The sequence below is a fragment of the Salinicoccus jeotgali genome (assembly GCF_055379195.1).
The window spans coordinates 2,187,253-2,210,228 of record NZ_AP043830.1; the positions used below are offsets into that span (position 1 = coordinate 2,187,253).

General features: G+C 47.2%; 23 protein-coding genes and 7 tRNA genes. 14 read left to right on the forward strand and 16 right to left on the reverse strand.

The window, feature by feature from the left end; translation table 11 throughout:
• Positions 1–32: 32 nt before the first annotated feature.
• The 5 genes from ACZ43I_RS11255 to ACZ43I_RS11275 all read right to left on the reverse strand — a co-directional run bounded on the left by ACZ43I_RS11255 (position 33) and on the right by ACZ43I_RS11275 (position 5,934).
• Complete coding sequence (locus ACZ43I_RS11255; protein WP_372909181.1) at positions 33–1,211, reverse strand: IS256 family transposase; 1,179 nt, start codon at positions 1,209–1,211, stop codon at positions 33–35.
• Positions 1,212–1,378: 167 nt separating this feature from the next.
• Complete coding sequence (locus ACZ43I_RS11260) at positions 1,379–2,911, reverse strand: HNH endonuclease (protein WP_344703129.1); 1,533 nt, start codon at positions 2,909–2,911, stop codon at positions 1,379–1,381.
• 108 nt (positions 2,912–3,019) lie between these two features.
• A complete protein-coding gene (locus tag ACZ43I_RS11265; protein WP_380710055.1) occupies positions 3,020–3,979 on the reverse strand; it encodes an IS30 family transposase in 960 nt (319 codons plus the stop codon).
• Positions 3,980–4,065: 86 nt separating this feature from the next.
• Positions 4,066–4,443, reverse strand: a complete 378-nt coding sequence (locus ACZ43I_RS11270; protein ID WP_344700689.1) for a hypothetical protein — start codon at positions 4,441–4,443, stop codon at positions 4,066–4,068.
• 531 nt (positions 4,444–4,974) lie between these two features.
• Complete coding sequence (locus ACZ43I_RS11275) at positions 4,975–5,934, reverse strand: IS30 family transposase (RefSeq protein WP_464761595.1); 960 nt, start codon at positions 5,932–5,934, stop codon at positions 4,975–4,977.
• Between the two features lie 496 nt (positions 5,935–6,430).
• On the opposite strand from ACZ43I_RS11275, the gene ACZ43I_RS11280 reads away from it, so the two are divergent.
• Complete coding sequence (locus ACZ43I_RS11280; RefSeq protein ID WP_344703757.1) at positions 6,431–7,318, forward strand: ABC transporter ATP-binding protein; 888 nt, start codon at positions 6,431–6,433, stop codon at positions 7,316–7,318.
• Positions 7,315–8,124, forward strand: coding sequence for an ABC transporter permease subunit (locus tag ACZ43I_RS11285; protein WP_344703651.1), 810 nt, complete (start codon positions 7,315–7,317; stop codon positions 8,122–8,124). The genes ACZ43I_RS11280 and ACZ43I_RS11285 overlap by 4 nt, the downstream gene beginning before the upstream one ends.
• 83 nt (positions 8,125–8,207) lie before the next feature.
• On the opposite strand, the gene ACZ43I_RS11290 is transcribed toward ACZ43I_RS11285, so the two are convergent.
• Positions 8,208–8,585 carry a hypothetical protein gene (locus ACZ43I_RS11290; RefSeq protein WP_344703653.1) on the reverse strand — a complete coding sequence of 126 codons (378 nt, stop codon included), beginning with the start codon at positions 8,583–8,585 and terminating at the stop codon, positions 8,208–8,210.
• 324 nt (positions 8,586–8,909) lie between these two features.
• On the opposite strand from ACZ43I_RS11290, the gene ACZ43I_RS11295 reads away from it, so the two are divergent.
• Together ACZ43I_RS11295 and ACZ43I_RS11300 are read left to right on the forward strand one after the other, a co-directional pair.
• Positions 8,910–9,929, forward strand: a complete 1,020-nt coding sequence (locus ACZ43I_RS11295; RefSeq protein ID WP_344703655.1) for a YeiH family protein — start codon at positions 8,910–8,912, stop codon at positions 9,927–9,929.
• 22 nt (positions 9,930–9,951) lie between these two features.
• Complete coding sequence (locus ACZ43I_RS11300; RefSeq protein WP_425568404.1) at positions 9,952–10,734, forward strand: arsenic resistance protein; 783 nt, start codon at positions 9,952–9,954, stop codon at positions 10,732–10,734.
• 91 nt (positions 10,735–10,825) lie between these two features.
• Here ACZ43I_RS11300 and ACZ43I_RS11305 read toward each other — a convergent pair whose 3' ends face one another.
• Entirely contained in the window at positions 10,826–11,113 is a 288-nt protein-coding gene (locus ACZ43I_RS11305; protein ID WP_344703657.1) for a YerC/YecD family TrpR-related protein, read from the reverse strand.
• A gap of 162 nt (positions 11,114–11,275) precedes the next feature.
• On the opposite strand from ACZ43I_RS11305, the gene ACZ43I_RS11310 reads away from it, so the two are divergent.
• Genes ACZ43I_RS11310 through hisIE form a run of 9 tightly spaced genes read left to right on the forward strand, consistent with a single transcriptional unit; the run spans position 11,276 to position 18,127 of the window.
• Positions 11,276–12,079: an ATP phosphoribosyltransferase regulatory subunit gene (locus ACZ43I_RS11310; protein ID WP_344703659.1), complete on the forward strand. Its 804-nt coding sequence runs from the start codon at positions 11,276–11,278 to the stop codon at positions 12,077–12,079.
• A complete protein-coding gene (gene hisG, locus ACZ43I_RS11315; protein ID WP_344703661.1) occupies positions 12,076–12,681 on the forward strand; it encodes an ATP phosphoribosyltransferase in 606 nt (201 codons plus the stop codon). The genes ACZ43I_RS11310 and hisG overlap by 4 nt, the downstream gene beginning before the upstream one ends.
• On the forward strand, positions 12,678–13,910 hold the full coding sequence (gene hisD / locus ACZ43I_RS11320; RefSeq protein WP_344703663.1) for a histidinol dehydrogenase: 1,233 nt from the start codon (positions 12,678–12,680) through the stop codon (positions 13,908–13,910). Before hisG ends, hisD begins: the two co-directional genes overlap by 4 nt.
• A gap of 4 nt (positions 13,911–13,914) precedes the next feature.
• A complete protein-coding gene (locus ACZ43I_RS11325; protein ID WP_344703665.1) occupies positions 13,915–14,949 on the forward strand; it encodes a pyridoxal phosphate-dependent aminotransferase in 1,035 nt (344 codons plus the stop codon).
• Complete coding sequence (gene hisB / locus ACZ43I_RS11330; RefSeq protein ID WP_344703667.1) at positions 14,894–15,472, forward strand: imidazoleglycerol-phosphate dehydratase HisB; 579 nt, start codon at positions 14,894–14,896, stop codon at positions 15,470–15,472. The genes ACZ43I_RS11325 and hisB overlap by 56 nt, the downstream gene beginning before the upstream one ends.
• Entirely contained in the window at positions 15,469–16,044 is a 576-nt protein-coding gene (gene hisH, locus ACZ43I_RS11335) for an imidazole glycerol phosphate synthase subunit HisH (protein WP_344703669.1), read from the forward strand. Before hisB ends, hisH begins: the two co-directional genes overlap by 4 nt.
• Entirely contained in the window at positions 16,045–16,746 is a 702-nt protein-coding gene (hisA, locus tag ACZ43I_RS11340) for a 1-(5-phosphoribosyl)-5-[(5-phosphoribosylamino)methylideneamino]imidazole-4-carboxamide isomerase (RefSeq protein ID WP_344703671.1), read from the forward strand.
• Positions 16,743–17,507 (forward strand): imidazole glycerol phosphate synthase subunit HisF, encoded by a 765-nt coding sequence (hisF, locus tag ACZ43I_RS11345; protein ID WP_344703673.1) that lies wholly within the window; start codon positions 16,743–16,745, stop codon positions 17,505–17,507. The genes hisA and hisF overlap by 4 nt, the downstream gene beginning before the upstream one ends.
• A complete protein-coding gene (gene hisIE / locus ACZ43I_RS11350; RefSeq protein ID WP_344703675.1) occupies positions 17,504–18,127 on the forward strand; it encodes a bifunctional phosphoribosyl-AMP cyclohydrolase/phosphoribosyl-ATP diphosphatase HisIE in 624 nt (207 codons plus the stop codon). Before hisF ends, hisIE begins: the two co-directional genes overlap by 4 nt.
• 162 nt (positions 18,128–18,289) lie before the next feature.
• Here the strand turns inward: hisIE and pdxS are convergent, their stop codons facing one another.
• Complete coding sequence (gene pdxS / locus ACZ43I_RS11355; protein WP_344703677.1) at positions 18,290–19,171, reverse strand: pyridoxal 5'-phosphate synthase lyase subunit PdxS; 882 nt, start codon at positions 19,169–19,171, stop codon at positions 18,290–18,292.
• A 101-nt stretch (positions 19,172–19,272) separates the two neighbouring features.
• Here pdxS and pdxR point away from each other — a divergent pair, with 101 nt between their 5' ends.
• Positions 19,273–20,610 (forward strand): MocR-like pyridoxine biosynthesis transcription factor PdxR, encoded by a 1,338-nt coding sequence (gene pdxR, locus ACZ43I_RS11360; RefSeq protein WP_344703679.1) that lies wholly within the window; start codon positions 19,273–19,275, stop codon positions 20,608–20,610.
• A 57-nt stretch (positions 20,611–20,667) separates the two neighbouring features.
• Here pdxR and ACZ43I_RS11365 read toward each other — a convergent pair.
• The 8 genes from ACZ43I_RS11365 to lysS all read right to left on the reverse strand — a co-directional run bounded on the left by ACZ43I_RS11365 (position 20,668) and on the right by lysS (position 22,970).
• Positions 20,668–20,741 (reverse strand) — tRNA-Ile (locus ACZ43I_RS11365).
• 21 nt (positions 20,742–20,762) lie between these two features.
• A tRNA-Ala gene (locus ACZ43I_RS11370) sits at positions 20,763–20,835 on the reverse strand.
• Positions 20,836–20,858: 23 nt separating this feature from the next.
• Positions 20,859–20,932, reverse strand: a tRNA-Pro gene (locus ACZ43I_RS11375).
• Between the two features lie 11 nt (positions 20,933–20,943).
• Positions 20,944–21,017 (reverse strand) — tRNA-Arg (locus tag ACZ43I_RS11380).
• A 42-nt stretch (positions 21,018–21,059) separates the two neighbouring features.
• Positions 21,060–21,134, reverse strand: a tRNA-Gly gene (locus tag ACZ43I_RS11385).
• 57 nt (positions 21,135–21,191) lie between these two features.
• Positions 21,192–21,267, reverse strand: a tRNA-Thr gene (locus ACZ43I_RS11390).
• Between the two features lie 16 nt (positions 21,268–21,283).
• A tRNA-Val gene (locus tag ACZ43I_RS11395) sits at positions 21,284–21,359 on the reverse strand.
• A gap of 123 nt (positions 21,360–21,482) precedes the next feature.
• Entirely contained in the window at positions 21,483–22,970 is a 1,488-nt protein-coding gene (gene lysS, locus ACZ43I_RS11400; protein ID WP_344703681.1) for a lysine--tRNA ligase, read from the reverse strand.
• Positions 22,971–22,976: the final 6 nt, after the last annotated feature.

Here is a 22,976-nt window from a genome sequence, read left to right on the forward strand (position 1 = left end):
AAAATCTTTTCTTGTATGTAATCACCGTGCGACTATTCTTTGAACATCGCCGTCAGTTCTGCCCGTGCCTGGTCGAATCCCAAATGACAACGGGTGGAGAAGCTCTGATTATAGATTTCGAACTGTGAGACCAGGAAACGGTCCAATGAATCTTCGTTCGGGAACTGCTCCTTGCGCTTACTGTATTTCTTCACCTTCTTATTGAATGATTCGATGAGGTTCGTTGAATAGATGCTTCTCCAAATGGATTTTGGGAAGTCATAGAAGGTGAAGATATAGGGATTGGATGCCAGTGATTGTGTCACTTTCGGGTAAGTCTTTTTCCATTTGTCGACAAAAGCTTGTAGCGCTTTCTCGCCCGATGCCCGGCTCTCTGCCCGGTATACTGACTTGAAGTCGTCACAGATTTCAGCCCGATCAGCGACACGCACTTTATGGGAGATGCCACGGGACAGGTGTACACAGCACGCTTGGTACCGGGCGTCTGGAAAGACCGCAAAGATCCGGTCGGTGATGCCTTTCAAACCGTCAGAGATGAATAGAAGGACATCTTCGACCCCACGCGCTTTGACATCCTGGAGGACCTCCTCCCAGACAAATGCAGATTCTGTCGGGGCAACGGTATAGGCCAGCACTTCTTTCGATCCATCCTCCCGGATGCCCACGGCGATATAGACGGCTTCTTTGGAGACCGTGTCGCGTTTGAGAGCGATGTAGGTCGCATCCAGATAGATACAGGCATAGCGTGCAGCCAGCGGACGGTGCTTGAACGCATCCACCTGTTCACTCATCGCTTTCGTCATATTGGAAACGGTCTGAGGCGTGTAGTGATGACCATACATCTTCTCAATCAGATCCGAAATCTCCGACATCGTGACGCCTTTTTGAAACATATGGATGACAAAGGATTCCAGCGTATCGTTCGCACGCTTATACGGAGCGACCGTCTGCTGATTGAATTCGCCATTTCGATCCCGGGGCATCGACAGCTCCAGATTCCCATATTCCGTATGGAGGGTGCGGGTGTAGGTGCCGTTCCGTGAATTCCCGGAGTTGAAACCGATACGGTCATATTTTTCGTAATCCAGGAAAGCAGAGAGCTCTGTCTGAAGGAGCGTATTGACCGCCGTCTCCAGATGGGTACGGAAAACTTCGGAGATGTCTTCTTTTTTTACTAGAGCCTGCATGATATCTGTTGTAAACTGAGTCATAGGGGAGGCCTCTTTTCTATGAATTGGTTGTGGTGACTTAATTCTACAAGAAAAGGGCTTCCTTTTTCTATTTATTCATTTACACAAGATATTTTACGCTCTCAAAATATTATTGAATATTTAGATATACATTATGTCTTTCTTACTATAAAAATAAATTACTATAATCATTTCAAATGAAAGTCAATTATTATCCTTAATTCTTCTCCTTTAGAGTTAATTAACTTCGATCTCTCTCGATTTAATTTATAGTTTCCGCCTTTATGGTAATGAACATATTTATGATGGAATGGACATAAACATATTAAATTACGATAATTATCAAACTCTAGGTCTTCTTCATCCTCAGCCACTTTGGCATTATGAAGTGGCGTTATATGATGTATTTCTACATAATTACATCCATTTTCCATCACTATAGTATCTGATTCCGGTCCACAAACTTGACACTGATAGTTATACAGTTTCTTCAATTTATCGGTTAACTCCCTAGATCTTACTACTGTTTCACCATTGAATTTTTTAAGACGAATTTTTTTCTGAATGTTTTTAATTTCACTAAGTAAATTTAACTTTATCGGTGAAATGCCAGATTCCTCTGTTTCTAATATATACTCCTTTGGACGACTATAAGTGCGTACAAAGCCCCATTCTTTTAATTTTTCATTTATAGACTTTTTCTGTAACAAAGCATGATAAAATAACTGGTCATAGAAATAATGCTTAGAAGGAATATAAACTCTTCCATTATAAACAAAAGATTTTTCAATTTCTTTCTTAAAATCTATATCATTACCTACATTTTTTATATCCTGAATCCAATCATATGGTTCATAGTTTTCTGGTAATTGATTAAGTAAAAGTCTTTCAAATCCCAGTTCATTTAAAAATTGGTCTATAGTCTTTCCTTGCCTTCTTGCTCTAACGTACATATTTTTATAGAAACGATCATAAGGAGATATGTAAATATAGGAATCTTCAACTATATACTTGCTTTTAATCTCTGATATTAATGCATTCTTATTTGCCTCATTTTCATTTTCTCTTAACTTATATTTAAATCCCAATGACCTCACATAATCGGCAATTGACATATTACTTCTACTTGCATATAGACGTAAAGATTGCGCTTCATTATTTTGACTTGGGAGAGACACAGTTATTCCATCATCAAGAACAAATTTACGAAGCTTATCTAGAAGCTCCTCTTGTGTTAATAGTCTTTTATCATTATATTTTACACTTTGTTTATAGCCGAGTCTTTTCAGTAATAAATTTATAGTTATATTTAAACTTTTAGCCACTATTCTAAAATGTCTATACTCATCACTAGTTAATTCTATTTCATCGCCTGAATCACAATATGTATTTAAGATTGAACTAATTTGTCTTAAGTGATATTCATCATCACTGTCTAATTTACAATACTGACTATCGTCAATCTCTCTTTGTAAATCTGGCTGCATATCGAAAACATAATAAACCTTTTCCTTATCTTTTACAAAAATAGCAACTTTTTCTTGTGTATTGTGTTTATAAATTGAGACAGAAAGCCCATTATTATCAACATACTCACTTTTGTAACTTCTTATCATTTGATATATTATTGTTCTGTGAATCTCTTTTATTTTTTTTCTTACAGATTTAAATTCCCCAGAAGCTTCATCAATCTTATCTTTAGTAAAAACTTGTCTAGACACTCCAAAAAGTTCAGCGTGAGCAGCTAAGTTTATTTTGTAATTATCTCTTAATTCTTTTAATGCCAGAAAATCATATTTACTTCTACTCGCATTTATTACTTTCGTTTGTCAAAATAAGCTAGACAGTTCCTTTTCACCCATGTAACTCAAAAAGACTTCCAATGGTGTCCGGTAGTTCAATGATTTTCTCGGTATGTGGTTTCTTCTTGAAGCGACAGACGAGACAAATATCTGATCGACCGTGTTGAAATCCATGTCTTTGGGCAGTCCATCCTTTCTGAGCAGGCCATTGGAATGTTCATTCAATCCCCGTTGAGACGGTGTCCCTGGGTCGGCAAAGTAGATGGACAGATCGTTCTGGTTGCTCATCGATTGCCAGTTGGAGAATTCCTTACCACAGTCGAAAGTGATGGACTTGAACAGGTTTCTGGGCATCTCTTGACACCACGTATTGATGGCAGACTCGATTGCCTGTGCCGTCCGGCCTTCAGGCTTCAAGGTGATAATGACCTTAGACAGGCGTTCAACCAGCGTGATGACGGCACTCTTGTGGCGGACACCGACGATGGTATCTCCCTCGAGATGGCCGAATTCTTCATTGAACGCCGGGTAGTCAGTTGTTCTTTCAGAGATGTTTCGCCTGAAGGCCTGTCTGCCCCGGCGTTCCTGATGGCCATTTGGTTTTCGCTTGCCTTGCATCGGCAGTGTGGCTACATCAAAGGTTTTTCGTTTGAACATTCGATACAGTGTACGGCCCGAGCAGTCAATTGGCATCTCCTGCCGACCGACAATCACATCCGGTGTCCAGCCTTGCGCCACCTGCTTTTCAACATGTTTCTGCTGATCGGTCGGTAGAACAATCCGTTTTCTACCACACCGGCTTTTGTTTTCCTTATAGCGCCGATAATACTCCAGCGCAGTGTGCCCGTCCTTGAGATATGCGATGACATTATGGACCGTCTGACGGGCACGCCCAATCCGTTTCGCAATCTGTGAAGTCGGGGTCTCTTGATGGAAATAGGCTTCTATGATTACTAGCTCGTCCGTGGTAATATGGGTGTAGGTCATGCGTGATCACTCCTATGATTTTCTTTGGTCGGAAAACTCATTTTGAGTGTATCACGCGTGACCCTTTTTAGGTGTCTAGCTTAATTTTACAATCGGCGTACATTAAATCCTATAGATTTTAAATATTCTTTTTTAGACATTTTTCTTTCTTTATGAAATTTATTAATCCTTGTATCTAATTGAGAATGACATTCTCTAATCGAACCCAGTTTTTCAATTGTTTTATCAGGAAAAATATCTTCTAGCAGATCGGGAATCTCATTTTCTAATATTGTACCTTTCCTATATTGCTGAAAACCTAAATTCTTAAGCTCCTGTCTATAATCCAATGAGTTAAGTTCACAGAAGGTTTTTATCTGTTGAAGTACAACTGTTTGTTCGTTCATACCCTTTATAATTTTTTCAGGATAGTCTCTCAACAATTTATCTTCAAATAATTCTTTGAATGATTTATTATAATTCAAGTCAAATTCAACCCCTATAAATATTATATCTAATGAGAATCTGCATAAATTACACCTGTTTCCTTAATGAAATAACCTACACATATGACTTATAATTGCTTTCAAAGGAGTTTAGAAAATCGAACGTTTCATAAGTTGTGATTCTGCTTGGTAGCATTCACTTTAGTTAACCTTGATTTTCAAGTTATTTACTCAATTATAATTGACACCTTACATCTCTTAAACACTGCATCAAATCACTCATTCAATTACCAGTGAATGGTAACTAAGGTTCAAAAAGTAGAATAACTTAGTGTCTATATATGTATCGATCCCTGGTTGTGAATTCTTTGTCACACACAGATACTTCCTCACAATGATATCATTTTTTAAATAAAAGCGCCCTTGATGAAATACTACTACAAAATTGTTTGTTTCGAGAATTAGAAGTTATAATTGCAAAATTATTGTTATAGTCTAACCGTTATTATTCACCTTATATTTTTCTAGGATAAAGAGACATAAATTATCGTTTTTTAAATATTTCGTTTGTCAAAATAAGCTAGACAGTTCTTTCTCACCCATGTAACCCAAAAAAACTTCCAATGGTGTACGATAGTTCAATGATTTTCTTGGGATATGATTCCTTCTGGCGGCAACCGATGAGATAAAAGCTTGGTCGACCGTGTTGAAATCCATATCTTTAGGCAGGCCACCCCTTCTGAGCAAGCCGTTGGAATGTTCGTTTAATCCCCGCTGTGATGGTGTGCCCGGATCGGCAAAGTAGATGGATAGATCATTTCGATTGCTCATCGACTGCCAGTTGGAGAACTCCTTGCCACAATCGAAGGTGATGGATTTGAATAGGTTTCTAGGCATCTTTTGACACCATGTATTAATGGCAGACTCAATATCCAGTGCGGTTCTGCCTTTGGGTTTTAATGTGATGATGGCTTTTGACAGACGCTCAACCAGCGTGATGACCGCACTCTTGTGACGGACACCGACAATGGTGTCGCCTTCAAGGTGGCCGAACTCTTCATTGAAAGTGGGATAGTCATCCACTCTTTCAGAGATATTACGCCTGAAGGCTTGTCTGCCCCGGCGTTCCTGATGGCCATTCGGTTTTCGCTTGCCCTGCATTGGCAGCTTGGCCGCATCAAAGGTTTCCCGTTTGAACATGCGATACAGCGTGCGACCCGAGCAGTCAATTGGCATCTCCTGCCGGCCGACGATCACATCCGGTGTCCAGCCCTGAGCGACCTTCTCTTCGATGTACTTCCGTTGACTGGTCGGCAAGACACTTTGTTTTCTACCACATCGCTTCTTATTTTCTTTATAGCGCTGATAGTAGTCGATGGCGGTGTGCCCGGCCTTGAAATGCGTGATGACATTGTGGATAGTCTGCCGGGCACGTCCGAGCCGTTTCGCAATCTGAGCCACGGTAGTTCCGTGTTGGAAATAGGCTTCTATGAATACTAATTCATCCATGGTAATATGGGTGTAGGTCATGCATGATCACTCCTATGATTTCTTTTGTCGGAAAACCATTTTGAGTGTATCATGTGTGACCGTTTTATGTGTCTAGCTTAATTTTACAATCGGCGATACATGATTGGTATAGGGCTATATTGTATCCAATCAGTGCAATTTAACATCTAATATTTTTGTTATTTCTTAATTTTTTGCAATAAGAATTTAAGGTTTAAACTTTTTCAATACATTTACTATATAACGATCGATTTGTTGAGCAGACTAATTACATAACCGATAACAACATCTCATTATAAGAAATAAAATGAAAAAACTTTAATAATCTGATCGTAATATATATTTAATTAGAATTCTAAGGACATTGTCCACTGCTAGGAAAAGGACTATAACCCAAAATAATCCTCAGTTTCTTAGTATCACACTCCCTACCCATAATGAATGACGCCACCGTATTGGTGGTGTAAAATTAAAACAACAGATGATCTTTGATTCCATCAATCAAGGGGTGAGCATGATGATAGAAATAAATGGTCTGACTCAGGAGTTTTCCAATGGAAAAGGCATTTTCGATGTGACATTCAATGTCGAGGATGGTGAAGTGTTTGGCTTCCTCGGACCGAATGGCAGCGGGAAGTCCACGACGATCCGGCATCTGATGGGATATATGAAGGCACAGAAGGGCTATGCCAAGATCAAGGGGCTGGATGCATGGCATCAGCAATCGGCAGCACGCAGCCATATCGGCTACCTGCCGGGTGAAATTGCGTTTTTGGATGGCATGACGGGGCATCAGTTCCTGAATATGATGGCCGGACTCCAAGGCGTCCACAATAAGGCGCGGCGCGCGGACCTCATTGATAAGCTCCAATTTGATCCGAAGGATCCCATCCGGAAAATGTCGAAGGGGACGAAGCAGAAGGTCGGCATCGTGGCGACGTTCATGCATGACCCGGACATCTACATTTTGGACGAGCCGACATCGGGGCTCGATCCTTTGATGCAGAACCTTTTCATCGACCTGGTCATGGAAGAAAAGGCGCGTGGGAAAACATTTTTGATGTCTTCACACAGCTTCGCTGAGATTGAACGCACGTGCGACCGGGCGGCCATTATACGGAATGGCAAAATAGCCACAACCAAAAATATACATGAGCTCCAATCGATGCAGCGGAAGGCGTTCAATGTAACGTTGACGGAAAAGAAAGAAGTTGCCTCCCTCCTCGAATCCGAAATGCAGACGGAAAAAGTGGATGAGCTGACAGTGAAGATAGAATTGCAGGGCAATTATAGTGCCTTCATAGATACTCTGTCGGGTTACCACATTAAAAATATCAGTGCAGATGATCAAAGCTTGGAAGAGATCTTTATGGATTACTACAGCAGGGAGGAGGTGGAGTCATGAACATGTCCTTTTATACACAGATGATGAGGATCAACTTGAAGATGTTCCTCGGCTTCGGATTGGGCTCGGCCATATATGTCACCCTGATGACTTTAGTGTTCCCCCTGTTAAATGACAATATGGAAGAGTTCGACAAGATGATCGAACTCTTCCCGGAACCATTGCTCCGGGCACTGGGATTGGAGTCGCTGAGCAGCTATGGCCAATTCATATCAGCGGAATACTACGGACTTTTCTACTTGATCATTTTGGCCGTATTCAGTGTGATGAGCGCCATCCAACTGATAGCGAGACTCGTTGACCGCGGTTCGATGGCCTACCTGTTATCAACGCGCGTCTCCCGTACTCAGATCATTATGACGCAGATATTGGTTTTTGTAAGCGGACTCCTCCTCATCCACCTGATGACGTTCGCCGGTGGATATATCGCAGCAGAGTTTTTGGTTGATATCGAAAGCAACATCGCATTCGACCAGTTCTTCTTCATCAATTTTGTCGGATTCCTGCTCTTCTTTGCGGTGGGTGGCTATTCACTGCTCATTTCAGCGCTGTTCAATGACGAAAGAAACGCCTTTGCATTGGCAGGCGGCATCACCTTCCTCTTCTACGGCATGGATATGATCGGGAAGATAGTGACGGATATCGATTGGATCCGCAACTTCACTCCGTTCTCCCTCTATGAACCTGGCCGGATTGCGAATGGCGAGGCGGATATTCTGATGTCTTCGATCATCCTTGGATCAATCGGTGTAATCGCGTGCGTCCTGACACTCCTTATATTCAAAAAGAGGAATCTGCCGCTATAGGATTTCATGTAGCGGCAGATATTATCGCATGTGTTTTAGGCATCGATGCTTCTGCCAATTCGACACTGATGTCAATGCAGCGCTTATTCCTCTTTCGGTACATTCAAGTTCAAAAACAGATTGATTCCGAATAGAATGATGGCCAGCAGGAACATCGGTCCCCCGACAAACGTAAAGATATGCGCAACGCCAGGGTTCACCTGCACAAAAAATGTGCTGAACAGAAATAGCGGTACGCCAATGTGATACAGCCAGAACGTGGCGACACCGAGACCGTTTTTAGCGAGGTGCGGATAGATGGAGAGGACTGCGCCGATCCCAAGGGTCGACAACCATCCCACGACGTTGACGTGGGCATGGCCTGCCGCCCAGTTCAATTGAAGCGTCCATGACATGAACAATCCGACTGAAATGCCGATGACCAGATAGACTACGGACAATTTAATCCAAGTTTGTCCCATTTAATGACCTCCTTGATCCTTTCTCATCTAAAACATAACATCCATACAAATTATGTCAATTAAATATCTGAATAGTCAGATATATATAACCCAGTCAGATGTCCTGATTTCTCCAGGTCACTCAAAAGGTCTAGGACGCTGTGTATTGATGCTGCATTCATTTCATCCATTCATGGAAAATGCTATTCATTACCTGCTGTCCGGTCTAAAATAAATATATCTGACTGCGATCCGGCACTCATGGCATCGCCTTGTCCAGATCTGCATAATCGTTTAATCATAAGGGATATTCTCCTATCATGGTGAGTATCAGGAGGCTTTTTTATGTCTAACCGACTACATAGTTTTTTACATAATCATGCATGGGGCGCTTGGACCCTCGGCATACTCTTCACTTTCGCCATTGCCTTAGCCGGTTATCTGTTGGCATTGCTGCCTGGCTTCAACCAGATCGGACAACTGGCTTCCGCCATCATCATCGCTGTCATATACCGTCAATTTTTCGGCTATCCGGAAGCGATCCGTAGTGGCATTACCTTTTCGTCACAGAAACTACTACGATTGGCCATCATTTTGTATGGCTTGAAACTGAGCATCGATACGGTATTCCAGGACGGGCTGGGCCTACTTGCGCGGGATATCATCATCATCGCTTTTGCCGTGCTCTTTATGGTGTGGCTCGCCAAACTGCTGAAAGCGGATAAGATGATTTCCCTTCTGCTTGGCATCGGGACAGGCGTCTGCGGTGCAGCGGCCATCGCAGCCATCGCCCCGACCGTTAAGGCCAAAGATGAAGATACGGCCATCGGCGTCGGCATCATTGCCCTGATGGGCACGGTGTTTGCGATCGGCTATACCATCATCGGCCCGCTTCTGCCCATGTCCCCGGTGGACTACGGCGTCTGGTCCGGCACAAGCCTGCATGAACTGGCGCATGTCGCCATTGCTGCAGCGCCGGCTGGTGATGAAGCGCTCGCCATCGGGTTGCTGGCTAAATTGGGACGTGTATTTCTGCTGGTGCCGCTCGCTTTCATATTTATCTTCATCATGAAGCGTAAGAGTGATGGCAGCACCGGACAAAACAGCGTACCGTTCCCATGGTTTCTGATTGGCTTCATTTTAATGAGTGTCTTCGGCAGTTTTGTGCTGGGCAAATTTATTCCTGCACCGGCTGGCGTCATGGAGGGCATATATAGCGTGACGACATGGATCCTGACTGCTGCCATGGTCGGACTCGGATTGAATGTGAGTCTGCGGGATCTGCGGCACAGGGCAATGAAACCATTGCTCGCCATGACCCTCACATCTGTTTTTGTGTCCATCATCGCCTATCTGCTCATTTGATGGATCGTGAAGGAGTGTACCCATGAGCATGCTCGAAAAATATCAGACGGCCATCATCAACTTCATATGGTCGCCTATTTTGGCATGGGGTCTCGGCGCATTATTTCTCGCCGATCACCCTGCCCTATGGATCGGCTTCATCATGCTGATGGTCACGCCGTGTACCGACTGGTATTTGTTGTTCACTGCCATGGCTAAAGGCAATACTGCCCTCTCCACCACCATCCTGCCGGTCAATCTTATGCTGCAGATGGTACTTCTGCCCGTCTATCTGTATATATTCGCCGGTGCCATCCAGCCTGTCCCATTGTCGATTATCGGACAAAGCATGATAGTGGTCTTGGTCCTGCCCTTCGCCCTTGCCCACCTGACCCGCTATGCCTTGAGGAAGAAAGCACACTTACTTAATGACAGACTGATTCCATTTTTTACAAATGCGCAAATGATCTTCCTCTCTTTGGCGATTATGGCCATGTTCGCGTCACAGGGGAACCGTCTGCTCGATAACCTCGAAGTCATCTACATATTGATCCTGCCGATGGTGCTTTTCTTCTTCATCAATTTCATCCTTGCGCAAGTCATGGGGAGACACATGCAGTTCTCCTACGAGGATACGGCGAGTTTGAGCCTTACCATCATCGCACGCAACTCCCCTGTTGCCTTGGCGATTGCCGTCACAGCTTTCCCCGACGAACCGTTGATTGCATTGGCGCTGGTCATCGGGCCGCTCATCGAATTGCCCGTCCTGATGCTCGTCTCACAAATATTGCTTCTAGTGCGCAAAACTCATGTTGGCAGAGCATGATTATAACGAGGTGTCCGTTTAAGGGATGACACCATAAAAAGGCCTTGCTGAATACAGCAAGGCCTTTTTATCATTTCAACACTCTGTCGCTTCAATCCATCCGGTCGATGATCGTATGATACCCGTCACTTCCATAATCCAGGCACCGCTTCACCCGCGATACTGTCGCGCTGGAGGCACCTGTCTTATCCTGCACCTTGGAGTACGTCTGTCCTTCCTTTATCATCTTCGCCACCTGGAAACGCTGCTTAAGGGAAATCATTTCATTTGTCGTGCACAGATCATCAAAAAATTGATGGCACTCCTCCACCGTCTCAAGCTTTAATATCCCTTCGAACAGATCATCGAGTTCCTGACCCCTCAACTTGTCTATCTGCATATATTTCCCTCCATTTGAATACGTTCATCATATCAAAACACTTTAGTATTTTAAAGTGATGAACAAAATGTGCCCGAATCTCTTGTCACCCTCCATATATTTTGTTATTATCAGACTTATTGATTATTCTTTATTACGCTAAAGCATTAAAGGAGGCTTTGCATGCAAAATGATCTGGTCATAAGACGCTTGGAATTTGCCCTGGATTACACCCGGTTATTGGACGATGAAAAATATAGATTGGTGGACATGAACATGGTCGAGCCTTTCACCATCGAGGATAAACGCCATCATCCCTCCGCCATCATCCTCGAACGCAATGAGCAGCTGTTCTCCATACGGAGCGACTGGACGCGTTCATTGCTGAACTACAGCGAGAACTATCACCTTGATCAGCGCTTTTTCGGCTACTTCGGCCCAGTCGTGCGGGACTACGCTACAGTCCATCAGGCAGGAGTGGAACTGTACCGCCCTTCCAATGATGAAATTCTGGAGAGCATCGATATGCACCTGTCATTCATCACCGATAGATATGCGCAGTCGTTCCATTCCATCGTGGTCAACGATGATGCACTGCTCGACCTCTACCTCAGTAAATATGGACTGGACGGAGACATACGCCATCTTGTGCATGAGAAGAACCTATCCGAGCTGAGGAAATGTCTTGGAGTGGAGCATCCACTCTATGCACTCCTGTCTGCAAAAGTCAGCGATCAGATTGATCTGGTCAATGAAGAGTTTGCAGAACATGACATCATGCGCTTTATCGCGAGACTCAGGCAGACATTGGAGAAGTATGGAATGAAATTCATGCTGGACCTGTCGTTCCGCTCTCCCCAGTCCTACTACAACGGATTCTATTTCCAGGCATTCCTGGATCATGACCACCCGCTCCTAAGCGGCGGGGAATACAACAGCAGTGCTTTCGGCATTGCTGTAAACCTATCCGATGGAGGGTTATTATGATAACTGTGGCACTGACGAAAGGGCGCCTTTTCAAAGACTTCCTGAAATATATGAGTGAAAATGACCTCGCCGACTACAGCACTGCACTCGAAGATGAGACGCGTTCACTCTACACGATAGTGAACAATGTCAAATTCATCTTCGCCAAGGGACCGGATGTGCCGACTTATGTAGAGAGCGGTGTCGCGGACCTCGGCATCGTCGGCTCGGACATCATCACCGAGAATCCGTTCAACATATTGAATGTGTCGCAGCTGCCGTTTGGGGACTGCCATTTCTCTGTAGCAGCTCTGCCCGGCCAGGAAAGTTTCGGAGTGATCGCAACGAAATATACGAATATCGCAAAAGAGCACTTCAAAAACAAGAAGCAGGATATTTCCCTGATCCACTTGAATGGCTCGGTGGAACTCGCGCCGCTCCTTGGCCTGTCGGACGGCATCGTCGATATCGTCCAGACAGGCAGCACCTTGAAAGATAACGGCCTGGTCGAATATGAAAAAATCATGGATATCCATGCGCGCCTGATTGCGAACAAACGGACTTTCTATACAAAGGAAGATGAAATATATGGCTTCCTGACTGAGATTGGAGTGATTGAATGAATGCAGCGGCGTTTAAGGCCAACTTCAAAAAAGAACAGGAGACGGCCGGATTCGAAGGCTACAAAGGGGTCATGGAGATCATCGAACGCGTCCGTACAGAAGGGGATGCAGCGCTACTAAGCTATACCGAACAGTTCGACGGACAATCACCGGAGTCCTTCAAAGTGCCTAAAGAAAGGCTCGAGGAAAGTTATGATGCATTGTCATATGAGGAAAAAGAGGCGTTCGAAACAATCCGTCGGCGGATTGAGCAGTATCAGCTCAGCATCAAATATGAAGATAAAGCAGAGGGAGAATTCCAGTATGTCTATCACCCGCTTGAAAAGGTCGGGGTCTACATCCCGGGCGGCACTGCCCTTTATCCCTCAAGCGTACTGATGACAGTCGTGCCCGCGATTGCAGCGGGCGTTCAGGAGATCCATGCCGTCACCCCGACTTTCGAGTCGACCAACATCACGTTCGCCGCACTTTACGCATGTGGGGTAGAAAATGTCTATACGGCAGGCGGCGCCCAAGCGATTGCAGCACTCGCCTACGGTACCGAATCGATTCCAAAAGTCGACAAGATTGTAGGACCCGGCAATTACTATGTCGCACTCGCCAAACGCCTGCTGTTCGGCCAAGTCGGCATCGATATGATCGCCGGACCGAGTGAAATACTGATCTATGTGGACGATGCTGTGCATATCGATGCCATCGTGTATGATATTTTCGCCCAGGCGGAGCACGATGCCAACGCACGGACATTCCTCCTCAGTGAGGACCCGGCGGTCATCGATCGGATTGCAGAACGGATGGACGCGCTGATAGATCAGCAGTCACGCAGCAGCATCATCCACCAATCCATCGCCCACAACCACTACCGCATCGTCGATTCACGCGAGTCCCTAATCAGCCTGATCAATGATGTGGCCCCAGAGCACGTTTCAATCCAGCATAAAGATGCTGAGATGATCATATCGAACATCAAGTATGCCGGCGCCGTCTTCAATGGCTACTATTCACCTGAAGCGATCGGCGACTATGCGGCCGGACCTTCCCATGTACTTCCGACGGATGGCACAGGCCGCTTCAGCCATGGCTTGAACATCAATGATTTCCTGACGAGCCATGCTGTCATCTCCATCGAAAAAGACACTTACGGAACAATTGCACCACCGGCAAAAATCATAGCACAGCGCGAAGGCCTCGACGCCCATCACCAATCTTTGGATATCCGAATGGAGTGACGATATGATTCATATGGACCGCAACACGAGCCCCCTGCCACCGCTCAGCCATGAAGCCCTGATGGAAGCTGTAGGAGAAACTGCTTTAAATGAATATCCGAGCGTCGAGATAGGCCGCTTCAAGCGCCTCTACGCCGATTATTATGATATCGGCAGCGATACCGTCGAAGTCGCAAACGGCTCTGACGAATGGATCCAGAAGGCGATCATGACACTTGGCCAAGGCGGCGTCATGACGCTCGAACCTGATTTTGTCATGTATCACGAATACGCCCGTCAAATAGATGTACCTGTCCACACCATCCCGTGCGATGACGACTTCCTTTTCGATTTCTCGGCAGTCATAGGGGAAGTGGAGGCGAAACGGCCTTCCCTCTTCCTTATATCGGTGCCGCACAATCCGACCGGGCAGATGTTCAGCCCGGACGACCTGCAGCGGCTGTCGGACGCGATGGCGTCACATGGTGGTTACCTCATACTTGATGAAGCCTATTATGAATTCGCCTCGCCATATGTGCGCCCGACCGGCCAGCATGTACTGATCATCCGCACATTGAGCAAAATGTTCGGAGTGGCCGGACTGCGCATCGGCATCGCCATCGGCGAAGGGGAAGCATTCAGGAGGATTACACGGATCAACCACCCGTATCCCGTCAACGCGCTGTCTTTGAACATCGCCAGCCGCATTTTCGAAGATCGTGAGGCACTCGAGGCATTCATCGAGTACCAGTTGGAGTCAAAAAGACAGCTCGCGGCTGCCCTCGGCAATATTTCCGATGAAGTGGCCGTGCTCGAGTCCTCCACAAACTTCATCTTCACATACGGTGAGCATGCACGCGACCTCGGCCATTTCATGAAGACGCGCGGCTATCAGCCACGGATGTACGACACGGCACCACTCGATGAGGCGGTCAGATACTCCATCATAAAGCATGAAGACTATGACCGGTTCAACCAACTAATCAAAGAATGGAGCAATCGACATGATCAGCAAGGAACGCACGACAAAAGAAACGGCAATCTCAATAGCACTCGATGAGGAAAAGTCACCCGGCGCCTCTTCCATCAAAACAGGCTCCGGCTTCTTCGACCATATGCTGACCCTCCTCTCATTCCATTCGGGCCTTCATATGGAGATTTCAGCACAGGGTGACCTGGAAGTTGATGCACACCACACTGTGGAAGATGTCGGCATCATATTGGGGCAGCTCATCCGCGAATTGTATACGGCGAAGGCATCCTATCAGCGTTACGGCACCACGTATATTCCGATGGATGAATCGCTGGCCCGCGTGATACTCGACCTCTCCGGCCGCCCGCACCTCAATTTCCAGGCGGAGTTTTCAAAGTCGACAGTCGGAAACTTCGACACTGAGCTTGTGATGGAATTCTTTAATGCCGTCAGCATGAACAGCCGCATGACACTCCATATCGACCTATTGAAGGGCGGCAATACCCACCATGAAATCGAGGCCATCTTCAAGGCATTCGCCAGAAGCCTTGCCGCCGCACTGCAGCCGAGCAGCATGGGCGTCCCTTCATCAAAGGGTGTCATCGAATGATCGGCATCATCGACTATTCACTCGGCAATATACAAAACGTCAAAAACGCCCTTGATAAGTTGGACTACCCGAGCCTCTTTTCAAGCGACTACGTAGTGCTGAAGGAATGTGACACCATTCTGCTGCCCGGCGTCGGCCATTTCGGTCATGCCATGACACACATCGAGACTTCTGGCCTTAAGCCGACACTCCTTAAACTGGCTGAAAATAAGCCACTGATCGGGATATGCCTCGGCATGCAGCTCCTTTTCGAACACAGTACCGAAGGGAACGCCAACGGGCTGGGTCTGCTGCCTGGCGATATCGTGCGTATGGAGACAGAGCACCCGGTGCCGCACCTTGGCTGGAATACGCTATCCAGCCCTAACCAAGTCCTGGATGGCAAGGACGTCTATTTCATCCACAGTTATATCGCCACCCGGACCGATACCGTCATCGCAACATCAGAATACGGCATCGACATTCCGGCAGTCGTCAAAAAAGGGCACATCATCGGCATCCAGTTCCACCCGGAAAAGTCAGGACGCACAGGACTCGAAATCCTCAAACAAGCCATTGAAGGAGGCATATAGATGAACATCATCCCGGCAATCGACATCATCGATGGACAGAACGTCCGTCTCACACAAGGAGACTACGGCAAAAAGTCTGCGATGGCACGCACACCTGAAGCGGCCGTTAAATTCTACAGTGGTTTCAAGCAAGTTTCACGTATCCATATCATCGATCTGATGGGCGCTCTGAAGCAGGATGCCAAGGAAACGACCCTCGTCCAGAAGTTGAAACAAAAGACCCACCTGCCGATCCAGATCGGTGGCGGGCTCAGAAGCATTGACACGATTGAGCACTATGACGCGATCGGCATCGATCATTTCATCCTCGGCACCCGGGCCATCATGGATATGGAATGGCTCAAGTCGACAGTGGAGAAGTTCCCGGACAGGATCTTCGTCGGCATCGATGCCAGGCAGAACGACATCTATGTAAATGGCTGGACCGAAAACAGCGGCATCACGATCGATGATTACCTGACAGAAATTGAAGATCTGGCGCTTGCCGGCATCATCTATACGGATATCGCCAAAGACGGCATGGGCCAGGGTCCGAACCTTGAAAATACGGGCCGCATCAACGACTTGACGCACCACACCGTCATCGCAAGCGGCGGCATCCGGAACAAAGAAGACCTCGACGCGCTTGAGGCGATGGGCATCCATAACGCCATCGTCGGCAAGGCGAGCCACAATGATGACTTCTGGAGGGATATCACATGATTAAAAAACGTATCATCCCCTGTCTCGATGTGACAGAGAGACGGGTCGTCAAAGGGATAAACTTCGTCGGGCTGCGGGATATCGGGGACCCGGTTGAGCTCGCCACCCGTTACAATGAAGCCGGGGCCGATGAGCTCGTCTTCCTCGATATTTCAAAGACCCAGAAGGGCCATGATCTGATGCTTGACGTCATCAGGAATACAGCCGAAACACTCTTCATCCCCCTTACTATAGGCGGCGGCATTTCATCCGTTTCAGATATACGCGATCTTCTGAATGCAGGGGCCGACAAAGTCAGCATCAATTCCGCGGCAATCAAAAATCCGCAGCTGATAGAAGAAGCCAGCCGGATGTTCGGCAGCCAGTGCATCTGTGTCGCCGTCGATGTGAAATACGATGCTGAAGCTGGGGATTATTTCGTCCATACCCATGGAGGGTCCGTAAAGACTGAAATTCCGGCATTCGAGTGGATTGCGCAATGTGAATCACTCGGCGCCGGGGAACTGCTGATCACGAGCATCGACCATGACGGGGTGAAGGAAGGATTCGACATCGATTTTCTGACCAAGGCCAATGAATCAGTCCAGATCCCGATCATTGCGAGCGGAGGCGCCGGCAACCCGGAACATTTCATAGAACTCTTCAATGAGACGGATGTTTCTGCAGGGTTGGCCGCTTCCATCTTCCATAATGAAGAAGTAGAAATTGAAGATCTGAAACAAAAATTGAAGGCGAGCGATATAGAGGTGAGGATTATATGAAACCGGATTTCGAAAAGGGGGGCGGCCTCCTATCCGCCATTCTGCAGGACGCACATACAGGGCAGGTGCTGATGAATGGCTTTATGGACGAAACTGCATACCAGAAGACTCTCGAAGAAGGAATGGTCTGTTTCTACTCGAGGTCGAAGGGGCGCCTGTGGAAAAAAGGCGAGACGAGTGGCAATGTCCAGATTGTCAAAAGCATGGCACTCGATTGCGACTCGGATGCCCTGCTCATCCAGGTCGAACCAAAAGGGCCGACTTGCCACCTCGGCAGTCAAAGCTGCTTCGGGGATACGCATTTCAACCTGCAGACGCTGGATCGGATAGTTGGACGCAAGGTGGAAGCGCCTGAAGCAGGGTCATACACCAAATACCTCATTGAGGAAGGCACGGATAAGATCCTGAAGAAGTGTGGGGAAGAAATGACGGAAGTCGTCATCGCTGCAAAAAATAGCGATAGGGATGAGCTGATCGACGAGACGAGCGATCTGCTTTATCATACGCTTGTGCTTTTGAAAAATCAGGGTGTTTCCCTCAAAGAAGTGGAGGATAACCTGAAGCTCCGGCACGGCCAGGACCTCACCTATAAAGTGCGCGGGGAGATAGATGAATGGTAATGGAAAAAGCCTCTGACGAGAAGTCAGAGGCTTTTCCAGTGAGTAGGCACAGACCTTCAAATAAAGGGGCTGGTTCAAGTTTAAAAGCGCCGGAGACAAATCCTCCAACCCCTCTATACTTCTACGCTACGTGGCCCCAGATCGATTCTGGAAGGCAACATTCTACCATCCACGCTCCTGCATACGTTCTTCAGCGGACAGTTGCTTGATGTCGAGCCCTTTCATCGCTGTACCCAGTTCTTTTGAAAGCTGGCCGATCAGTTCATAATCCTGATAGTTTGCGGTCGCCTGCACAATGGCTCTGGCGAATTTCTCAGGCTGGTCCGATTTGAATATGCCGGAGCCGACAAATACGCCGTCTGCGCCCAGCTCCATCATCAGCGCAGCATCTTGAGGCGTGGCCACACCGCCGGCTGCGAAGTTGGTGACCGGCAGCCTGCCCGCCTCTTTTATCTGCTTAAGGATTTCATAGGGCGCACCGTGGTTCTTCGCTTCCGTCATCAGCTCATCATCACTCATGACGCTGATTTCACGGACTTGTCGGCTGACCATGCGCAGATGTCTGACGGCTTCTACAATGTTGCCGGTGCCCGGCTCACCCTTCGTCCTGAGCATCGAGGCACCTTCTCCGATACGCCTTGCGGCTTCTCCAATATCGCGGCAACCACATACGAACGGTACTGAATAATCATCTTTCTTCAAGTGGAACACTTCGTCTGCCGGCGTCAGTACTTCAGACTCGTCTATATAGTCGATCCCCATGGCTTCAAGGACCCTTGCTTCTGTGATATGGCCAATCCTGCACTTCGCCATTACCGGTATCGACACTGCATCGACGACTTGTTCGACGATCCCCGGGTCGCATGCCCTCGCTACGCCTCCGGCTGCACGGATATCGGACGGTACACGCTCTAGCGCCATAACCGCTACAGCGCCCGCGGCTTCGGCTATTCTTGCCTGCTCTGCATTGACGACGTCCATGATGACCCCGCCTTTTTGTATCTCGAGTTTGTTCCTGCTGCTGTCAGTTTGAATTTGTGGCATATGTAATGACTCCCCCTAAATTGATTTTCCATTAATTTAGTATAAAATTAAATCTGATCACTTATAAGTGCCACATTAAAACAAATTCAGGGGGTCAGATTATGCTTATCAATTTGGATAAAACCGCATGCCAACCACTTTTTGAACAGCTCTACACCATTATCAAATCCCAGATTCTAAACGGAGATCGTGGTGCCGATGAGAAGTTACCGAGCAAACGGCAGCTACAGGAGGACTTGTCGGTCAGCCAGACCACGATCGAACATGCCTACCACCTCCTGGTGGATGAAGACTTGATCTACAGCAAGGAAAAGAGCGGCTATTATGTATCAGCGATTGAACAGCTCAAGCAAACTGACACCCCGAGTGTGCCCCATATTGAGCGCCCCCGAAAAAAAGAATACCGGCTGCCGCTCGGCACCATCGATACGTCCCTTGTCCAAAGTGATGCTCTGAAGCAGATCGCACGGGAGATATACTCGGACGCCGAACTTTTGAATAAAGGTGAAGACAGCGGTGAATCCCGACTGAAGGCCCAGATACAGAAATACCTCCACCTGAACCGGGGGGTGACATGCTCCATCGACCAGATATTCATCGGCCCGTCGACAGAGTTCCTCCTCGAGCAGGTGCTCTATCTGCTCAAATACCCGCGTATGACGATTGAAGACCCGGGCTATCCTGTAATACAGAAAGTGCTGGAGAAATATGACGGCGGGATGGATCCCGCCCGGGTCTTTGGGGATGGTATAGATATTAATCAGGTGGCGGCCTATGGCAATCCTGTAGTGCATGTGACGCCTTCCCACCAATTTCCGAGCGGTGCGGTGATGTCGCTTAAAAAGCGCATCCAATTGCTCAACTATGCAGGGGACGAAGGCCATTACATCATAGAGGACGACTACGATAGTGAATTCCGCTATACAGGGCGGCCCCTCCCTTCACTGCAGGGGTTGGATCAGAACGACCGCACCATCTATATGAGCACTTTTTCCAAATCACTCTACCCTTCTCTGCGGCTGTCGTGCATGGTACTGCCACCAACGCTTGCAGAACTCTACTATAAAAGAGAGATGTCATGCAATGTGCCGCGGCAGAACCAGCATATCGTCGCGCGCTTCATGGAAGATGGCTACTTCAACCGTCACATCAACCGCATGAGAAAAGTCTATAAGAAGAAGATGGAAGAGATCACCAGCTGGGTACGCACCCATTACGCCGTCCACATCGAGGGGGAGCATACAGGAATGCACTTCATCCTCAAGCTCAAAGGCAAAAATATAAAAGACCAGGCCATAAAGCATGGGCTGGTCCACGGTGACGCCTATTCATATTCGAATCATCTGACCGACTCGGTCGTAATCGGTATCGGGGAAAAGGACAGTAATGAAATCATCAGCATCCTAAAGGCCTTCCTGGAAGATTGCGCGCGCTTATAATGCGGTACCTTTTAGGCCAAAAATAAAAGAGACATGAAATCCTCCATGTCTCTTGAGTGGGCCTAGGTGGACTCGAACCACCGACCTCACGCTTATCAGGCGTGCGCTCTAACCAACTGAGCTATAGGCCCCCGGTATATGTAATTGAAATATGGAGACTAGCGGGATCGAACCGCTGACCTCCTGCGTGCAAAGCAGGCGCTCTCCCAGCTGAGCTAAGCCCCCATGATATGATGAATCTAAAAGAGTCGGGAAGACAGGAATCGAACCTGCGACCCCTTGGTCCCAAACCAAGTGCTCTACCAAGCTGAGCTACTTCCCGTGGTTGCTGAGCGCGCCCGAGAGGATTCGAACCCCTAGCCTCCTGATCCGTAGTCAAGCGCTCTATCCAATTGAGCTACGGGCGCATAAGCAAAAAAAATAAAACGGCATAACCGCTTAATAAAAAATGGAGCGGAAGACGGGATTCGAACCCGCGACCCCCACCTTGGCAAGGTGGTGTTCTACCACTGAACTACTTCCGCAAATAAGTTTAACAGATATTACTTTATCAATTAATTCCCGGTACGTCAAGAGTAAAATGGTGCCGCCCAGAGGAATCGAACCCCCAACCTACTGATTACAAGTCAGTTGCTCTGCCAATTGAGCTAGAGCGGCTGAGTATGGACTTAAATGGTGGAGAATGACGGGTTCGAACCGCCGACCCTCTGCTTGTAAGGCAGATGCTCTCCCAGCTGAGCTAATTCTCCTAGATGATCATTTCACCATCAACCTTTTCCATCATACTCCATTTAGCATCATAAAGTCAACCTCCTTTACATTTTTAATGGAATAAAAATACACTCCAGAGTTTACTGGAGTGTATCCCATTACTATTTCTGTCTCATATAAGGGAATAGCAGGACATCCCGGATGGATGCAGAATCGGTCAGCAGCATTACCAGGCGGTCTATGCCGATGCCAAGCCCTCCTGTAGGCGGCATGCCGTATTCAAGCGATTCCAGGAAGTCTTCATCCATATCATGCGCTTCATCGTTGCCCGCTTCTTTCTCTGCAACTTGAGCTTCAAAGCGCCTTCTCTGATCGATCGGGTCGTTGAGTTCCGTGAATGCATTGGCGTGCTCGCGTCCGACGATGAACAGCTCGAAGCGGTCTGTAAACCTTGGATCGTCGGTGTTCTGTTTAGCCAGTGGTGAAATCTCAACCGGATGGCCGTAGACAAATGTCGGTTGAATGAGCGTCTCTTCCACTTTCTGTTCAAAGAACTCGTTCAATATGTGACCATACTGCATATTGTCACGCACTTCAATGCCGTGCTCTTTGGCGAGTGCGTGGGCTTTTTCATCAGATTCTACACTGTAGAAGTCAACGCCCGTCTTCTCTTTGACCGCCTCGACCATGTGCACCCGTTTCCATCTTGGTGTCAGATCGATTTCTTCACCACCATATTCGACGACTGTCGTGCCATTGATATTTTTGGCGATATGGGCAACCATCTCTTCCGTAAGATCCATAATATCATTGAAATCTGCATATGCTTCATACAATTCAATCATCGTGAATTCCGGGTTGTGGCGCGTTGAAATGCCTTCATTCCTGAACACACGGCCGATTTCGTAGACTTTTTCGAGGCCTCCAACAATCAGGCGCTTCAGATGCAGTTCAATTGCGATACGCATGAACAGTTCCATATCAAGAGCGTTGTGGTGCGTCACGAAAGGCCGTGCCTGTGCCCCACCTGCAATCGTGTGCATCATCGGTGTCTCGACTTCAAGGAAATTGCGCTGATTCAGATAGTTGCGCATTTCCTGGATGATCTTACTGCGTTTGATGAACGTCTCTTTTGAGTCTTCACTTGTAATCAGATCGAGGTAGCGTCTGCGGTAACGCTCTTCAACATCTTTTAGGCCATGGTACTTGTCAGGCAATGGGCGCAGCGCCTTAGTCAGCAGTGTAAACTCCTGTGCCTTGACGGATAGTTCTCCCGTGTTGGTCTTGAACATCACACCTTTGACCCCGACTATATCTCCAAGGTCAGCCTGCTGCCATATTTCAAAATCGGCTTCACCCACCTGATCCTTCCTGACATAGATCTGGATCTGGCCGTTGATGTCCTGGATATGCGCAAATCCGGCTTTACCTTTACCACGCTTGGTCATCAGGCGTCCTGCGATCATCGTTTCAGATTGGTCTTCCTTTTCAGCAAGCTCTTCTTTAGAGAATGCATCCCATTCTTCCTTCAGATCACTTGAGTATGCCTTACGTTCGTATTTCGATCCGAATGGATCCATGCCAAGATCGATAAGCTGCTGCATTTTTTCTCTTCTGACGTTTATCTGGTCGTTTATTTCTTCACTCACAGTTTC

What these genes read in the sequence shown, in the direction of transcription:
- ACZ43I_RS11290 (WP_344703653.1), bottom strand. Translation starts at nt 8,585, where the DNA reads ATGGGACAAACTTGGATTAAATTGTCCGTAGTCTATCTGGTCATCGGC.
- hisD (WP_344703663.1), top strand. Translation starts at nt 12,678, where the DNA reads ATGAATGCAGCGGCGTTTAAGGCCAACTTCAAAAAAGAACAGGAGACG.
- ACZ43I_RS11295 (WP_344703655.1), top strand. Translation starts at nt 8,910, where the DNA reads ATGTCTAACCGACTACATAGTTTTTTACATAATCATGCATGGGGCGCT.
- ACZ43I_RS11305 (WP_344703657.1), bottom strand. Translation starts at nt 11,113, where the DNA reads ATGCAGATAGACAAGTTGAGGGGTCAGGAACTCGATGATCTGTTCGAA.
- hisA (WP_344703671.1), top strand. Translation starts at nt 16,045, where the DNA reads ATGAACATCATCCCGGCAATCGACATCATCGATGGACAGAACGTCCGT.
- hisB (WP_344703667.1), top strand. Translation starts at nt 14,894, where the DNA reads ATGATCAGCAAGGAACGCACGACAAAAGAAACGGCAATCTCAATAGCA.
- ACZ43I_RS11255 (WP_372909181.1), bottom strand. Translation starts at nt 1,211, where the DNA reads ATGACTCAGTTTACAACAGATATCATGCAGGCTCTAGTAAAAAAAGAA.
- hisH (WP_344703669.1), top strand. Translation starts at nt 15,469, where the DNA reads ATGATCGGCATCATCGACTATTCACTCGGCAATATACAAAACGTCAAA.
- ACZ43I_RS11265 (WP_380710055.1), bottom strand. Translation starts at nt 3,979, where the DNA reads ATGACCTACACCCATATTACCACGGACGAGCTAGTAATCATAGAAGCC.
- hisF (WP_344703673.1), top strand. Translation starts at nt 16,743, where the DNA reads ATGATTAAAAAACGTATCATCCCCTGTCTCGATGTGACAGAGAGACGG.
- pdxR (WP_344703679.1), top strand. Translation starts at nt 19,273, where the DNA reads ATGCTTATCAATTTGGATAAAACCGCATGCCAACCACTTTTTGAACAG.
- ACZ43I_RS11280 (WP_344703757.1), top strand. Translation starts at nt 6,431, where the DNA reads ATGATAGAAATAAATGGTCTGACTCAGGAGTTTTCCAATGGAAAAGGC.
- ACZ43I_RS11300 (WP_425568404.1), top strand. Translation starts at nt 9,952, where the DNA reads ATGAGCATGCTCGAAAAATATCAGACGGCCATCATCAACTTCATATGG.
- hisG (WP_344703661.1), top strand. Translation starts at nt 12,076, where the DNA reads ATGATAACTGTGGCACTGACGAAAGGGCGCCTTTTCAAAGACTTCCTG.
- ACZ43I_RS11310 (WP_344703659.1), top strand. Translation starts at nt 11,276, where the DNA reads ATGCAAAATGATCTGGTCATAAGACGCTTGGAATTTGCCCTGGATTAC.
- hisIE (WP_344703675.1), top strand. Translation starts at nt 17,504, where the DNA reads ATGAAACCGGATTTCGAAAAGGGGGGCGGCCTCCTATCCGCCATTCTG.
- pdxS (WP_344703677.1), bottom strand. Translation starts at nt 19,171, where the DNA reads ATGCCACAAATTCAAACTGACAGCAGCAGGAACAAACTCGAGATACAA.
- ACZ43I_RS11275 (WP_464761595.1), bottom strand. Translation starts at nt 5,934, where the DNA reads ATGACCTACACCCATATTACCATGGATGAATTAGTATTCATAGAAGCC.
- ACZ43I_RS11325 (WP_344703665.1), top strand. Translation starts at nt 13,915, where the DNA reads ATGATTCATATGGACCGCAACACGAGCCCCCTGCCACCGCTCAGCCAT.
- ACZ43I_RS11285 (WP_344703651.1), top strand. Translation starts at nt 7,315, where the DNA reads ATGAACATGTCCTTTTATACACAGATGATGAGGATCAACTTGAAGATG.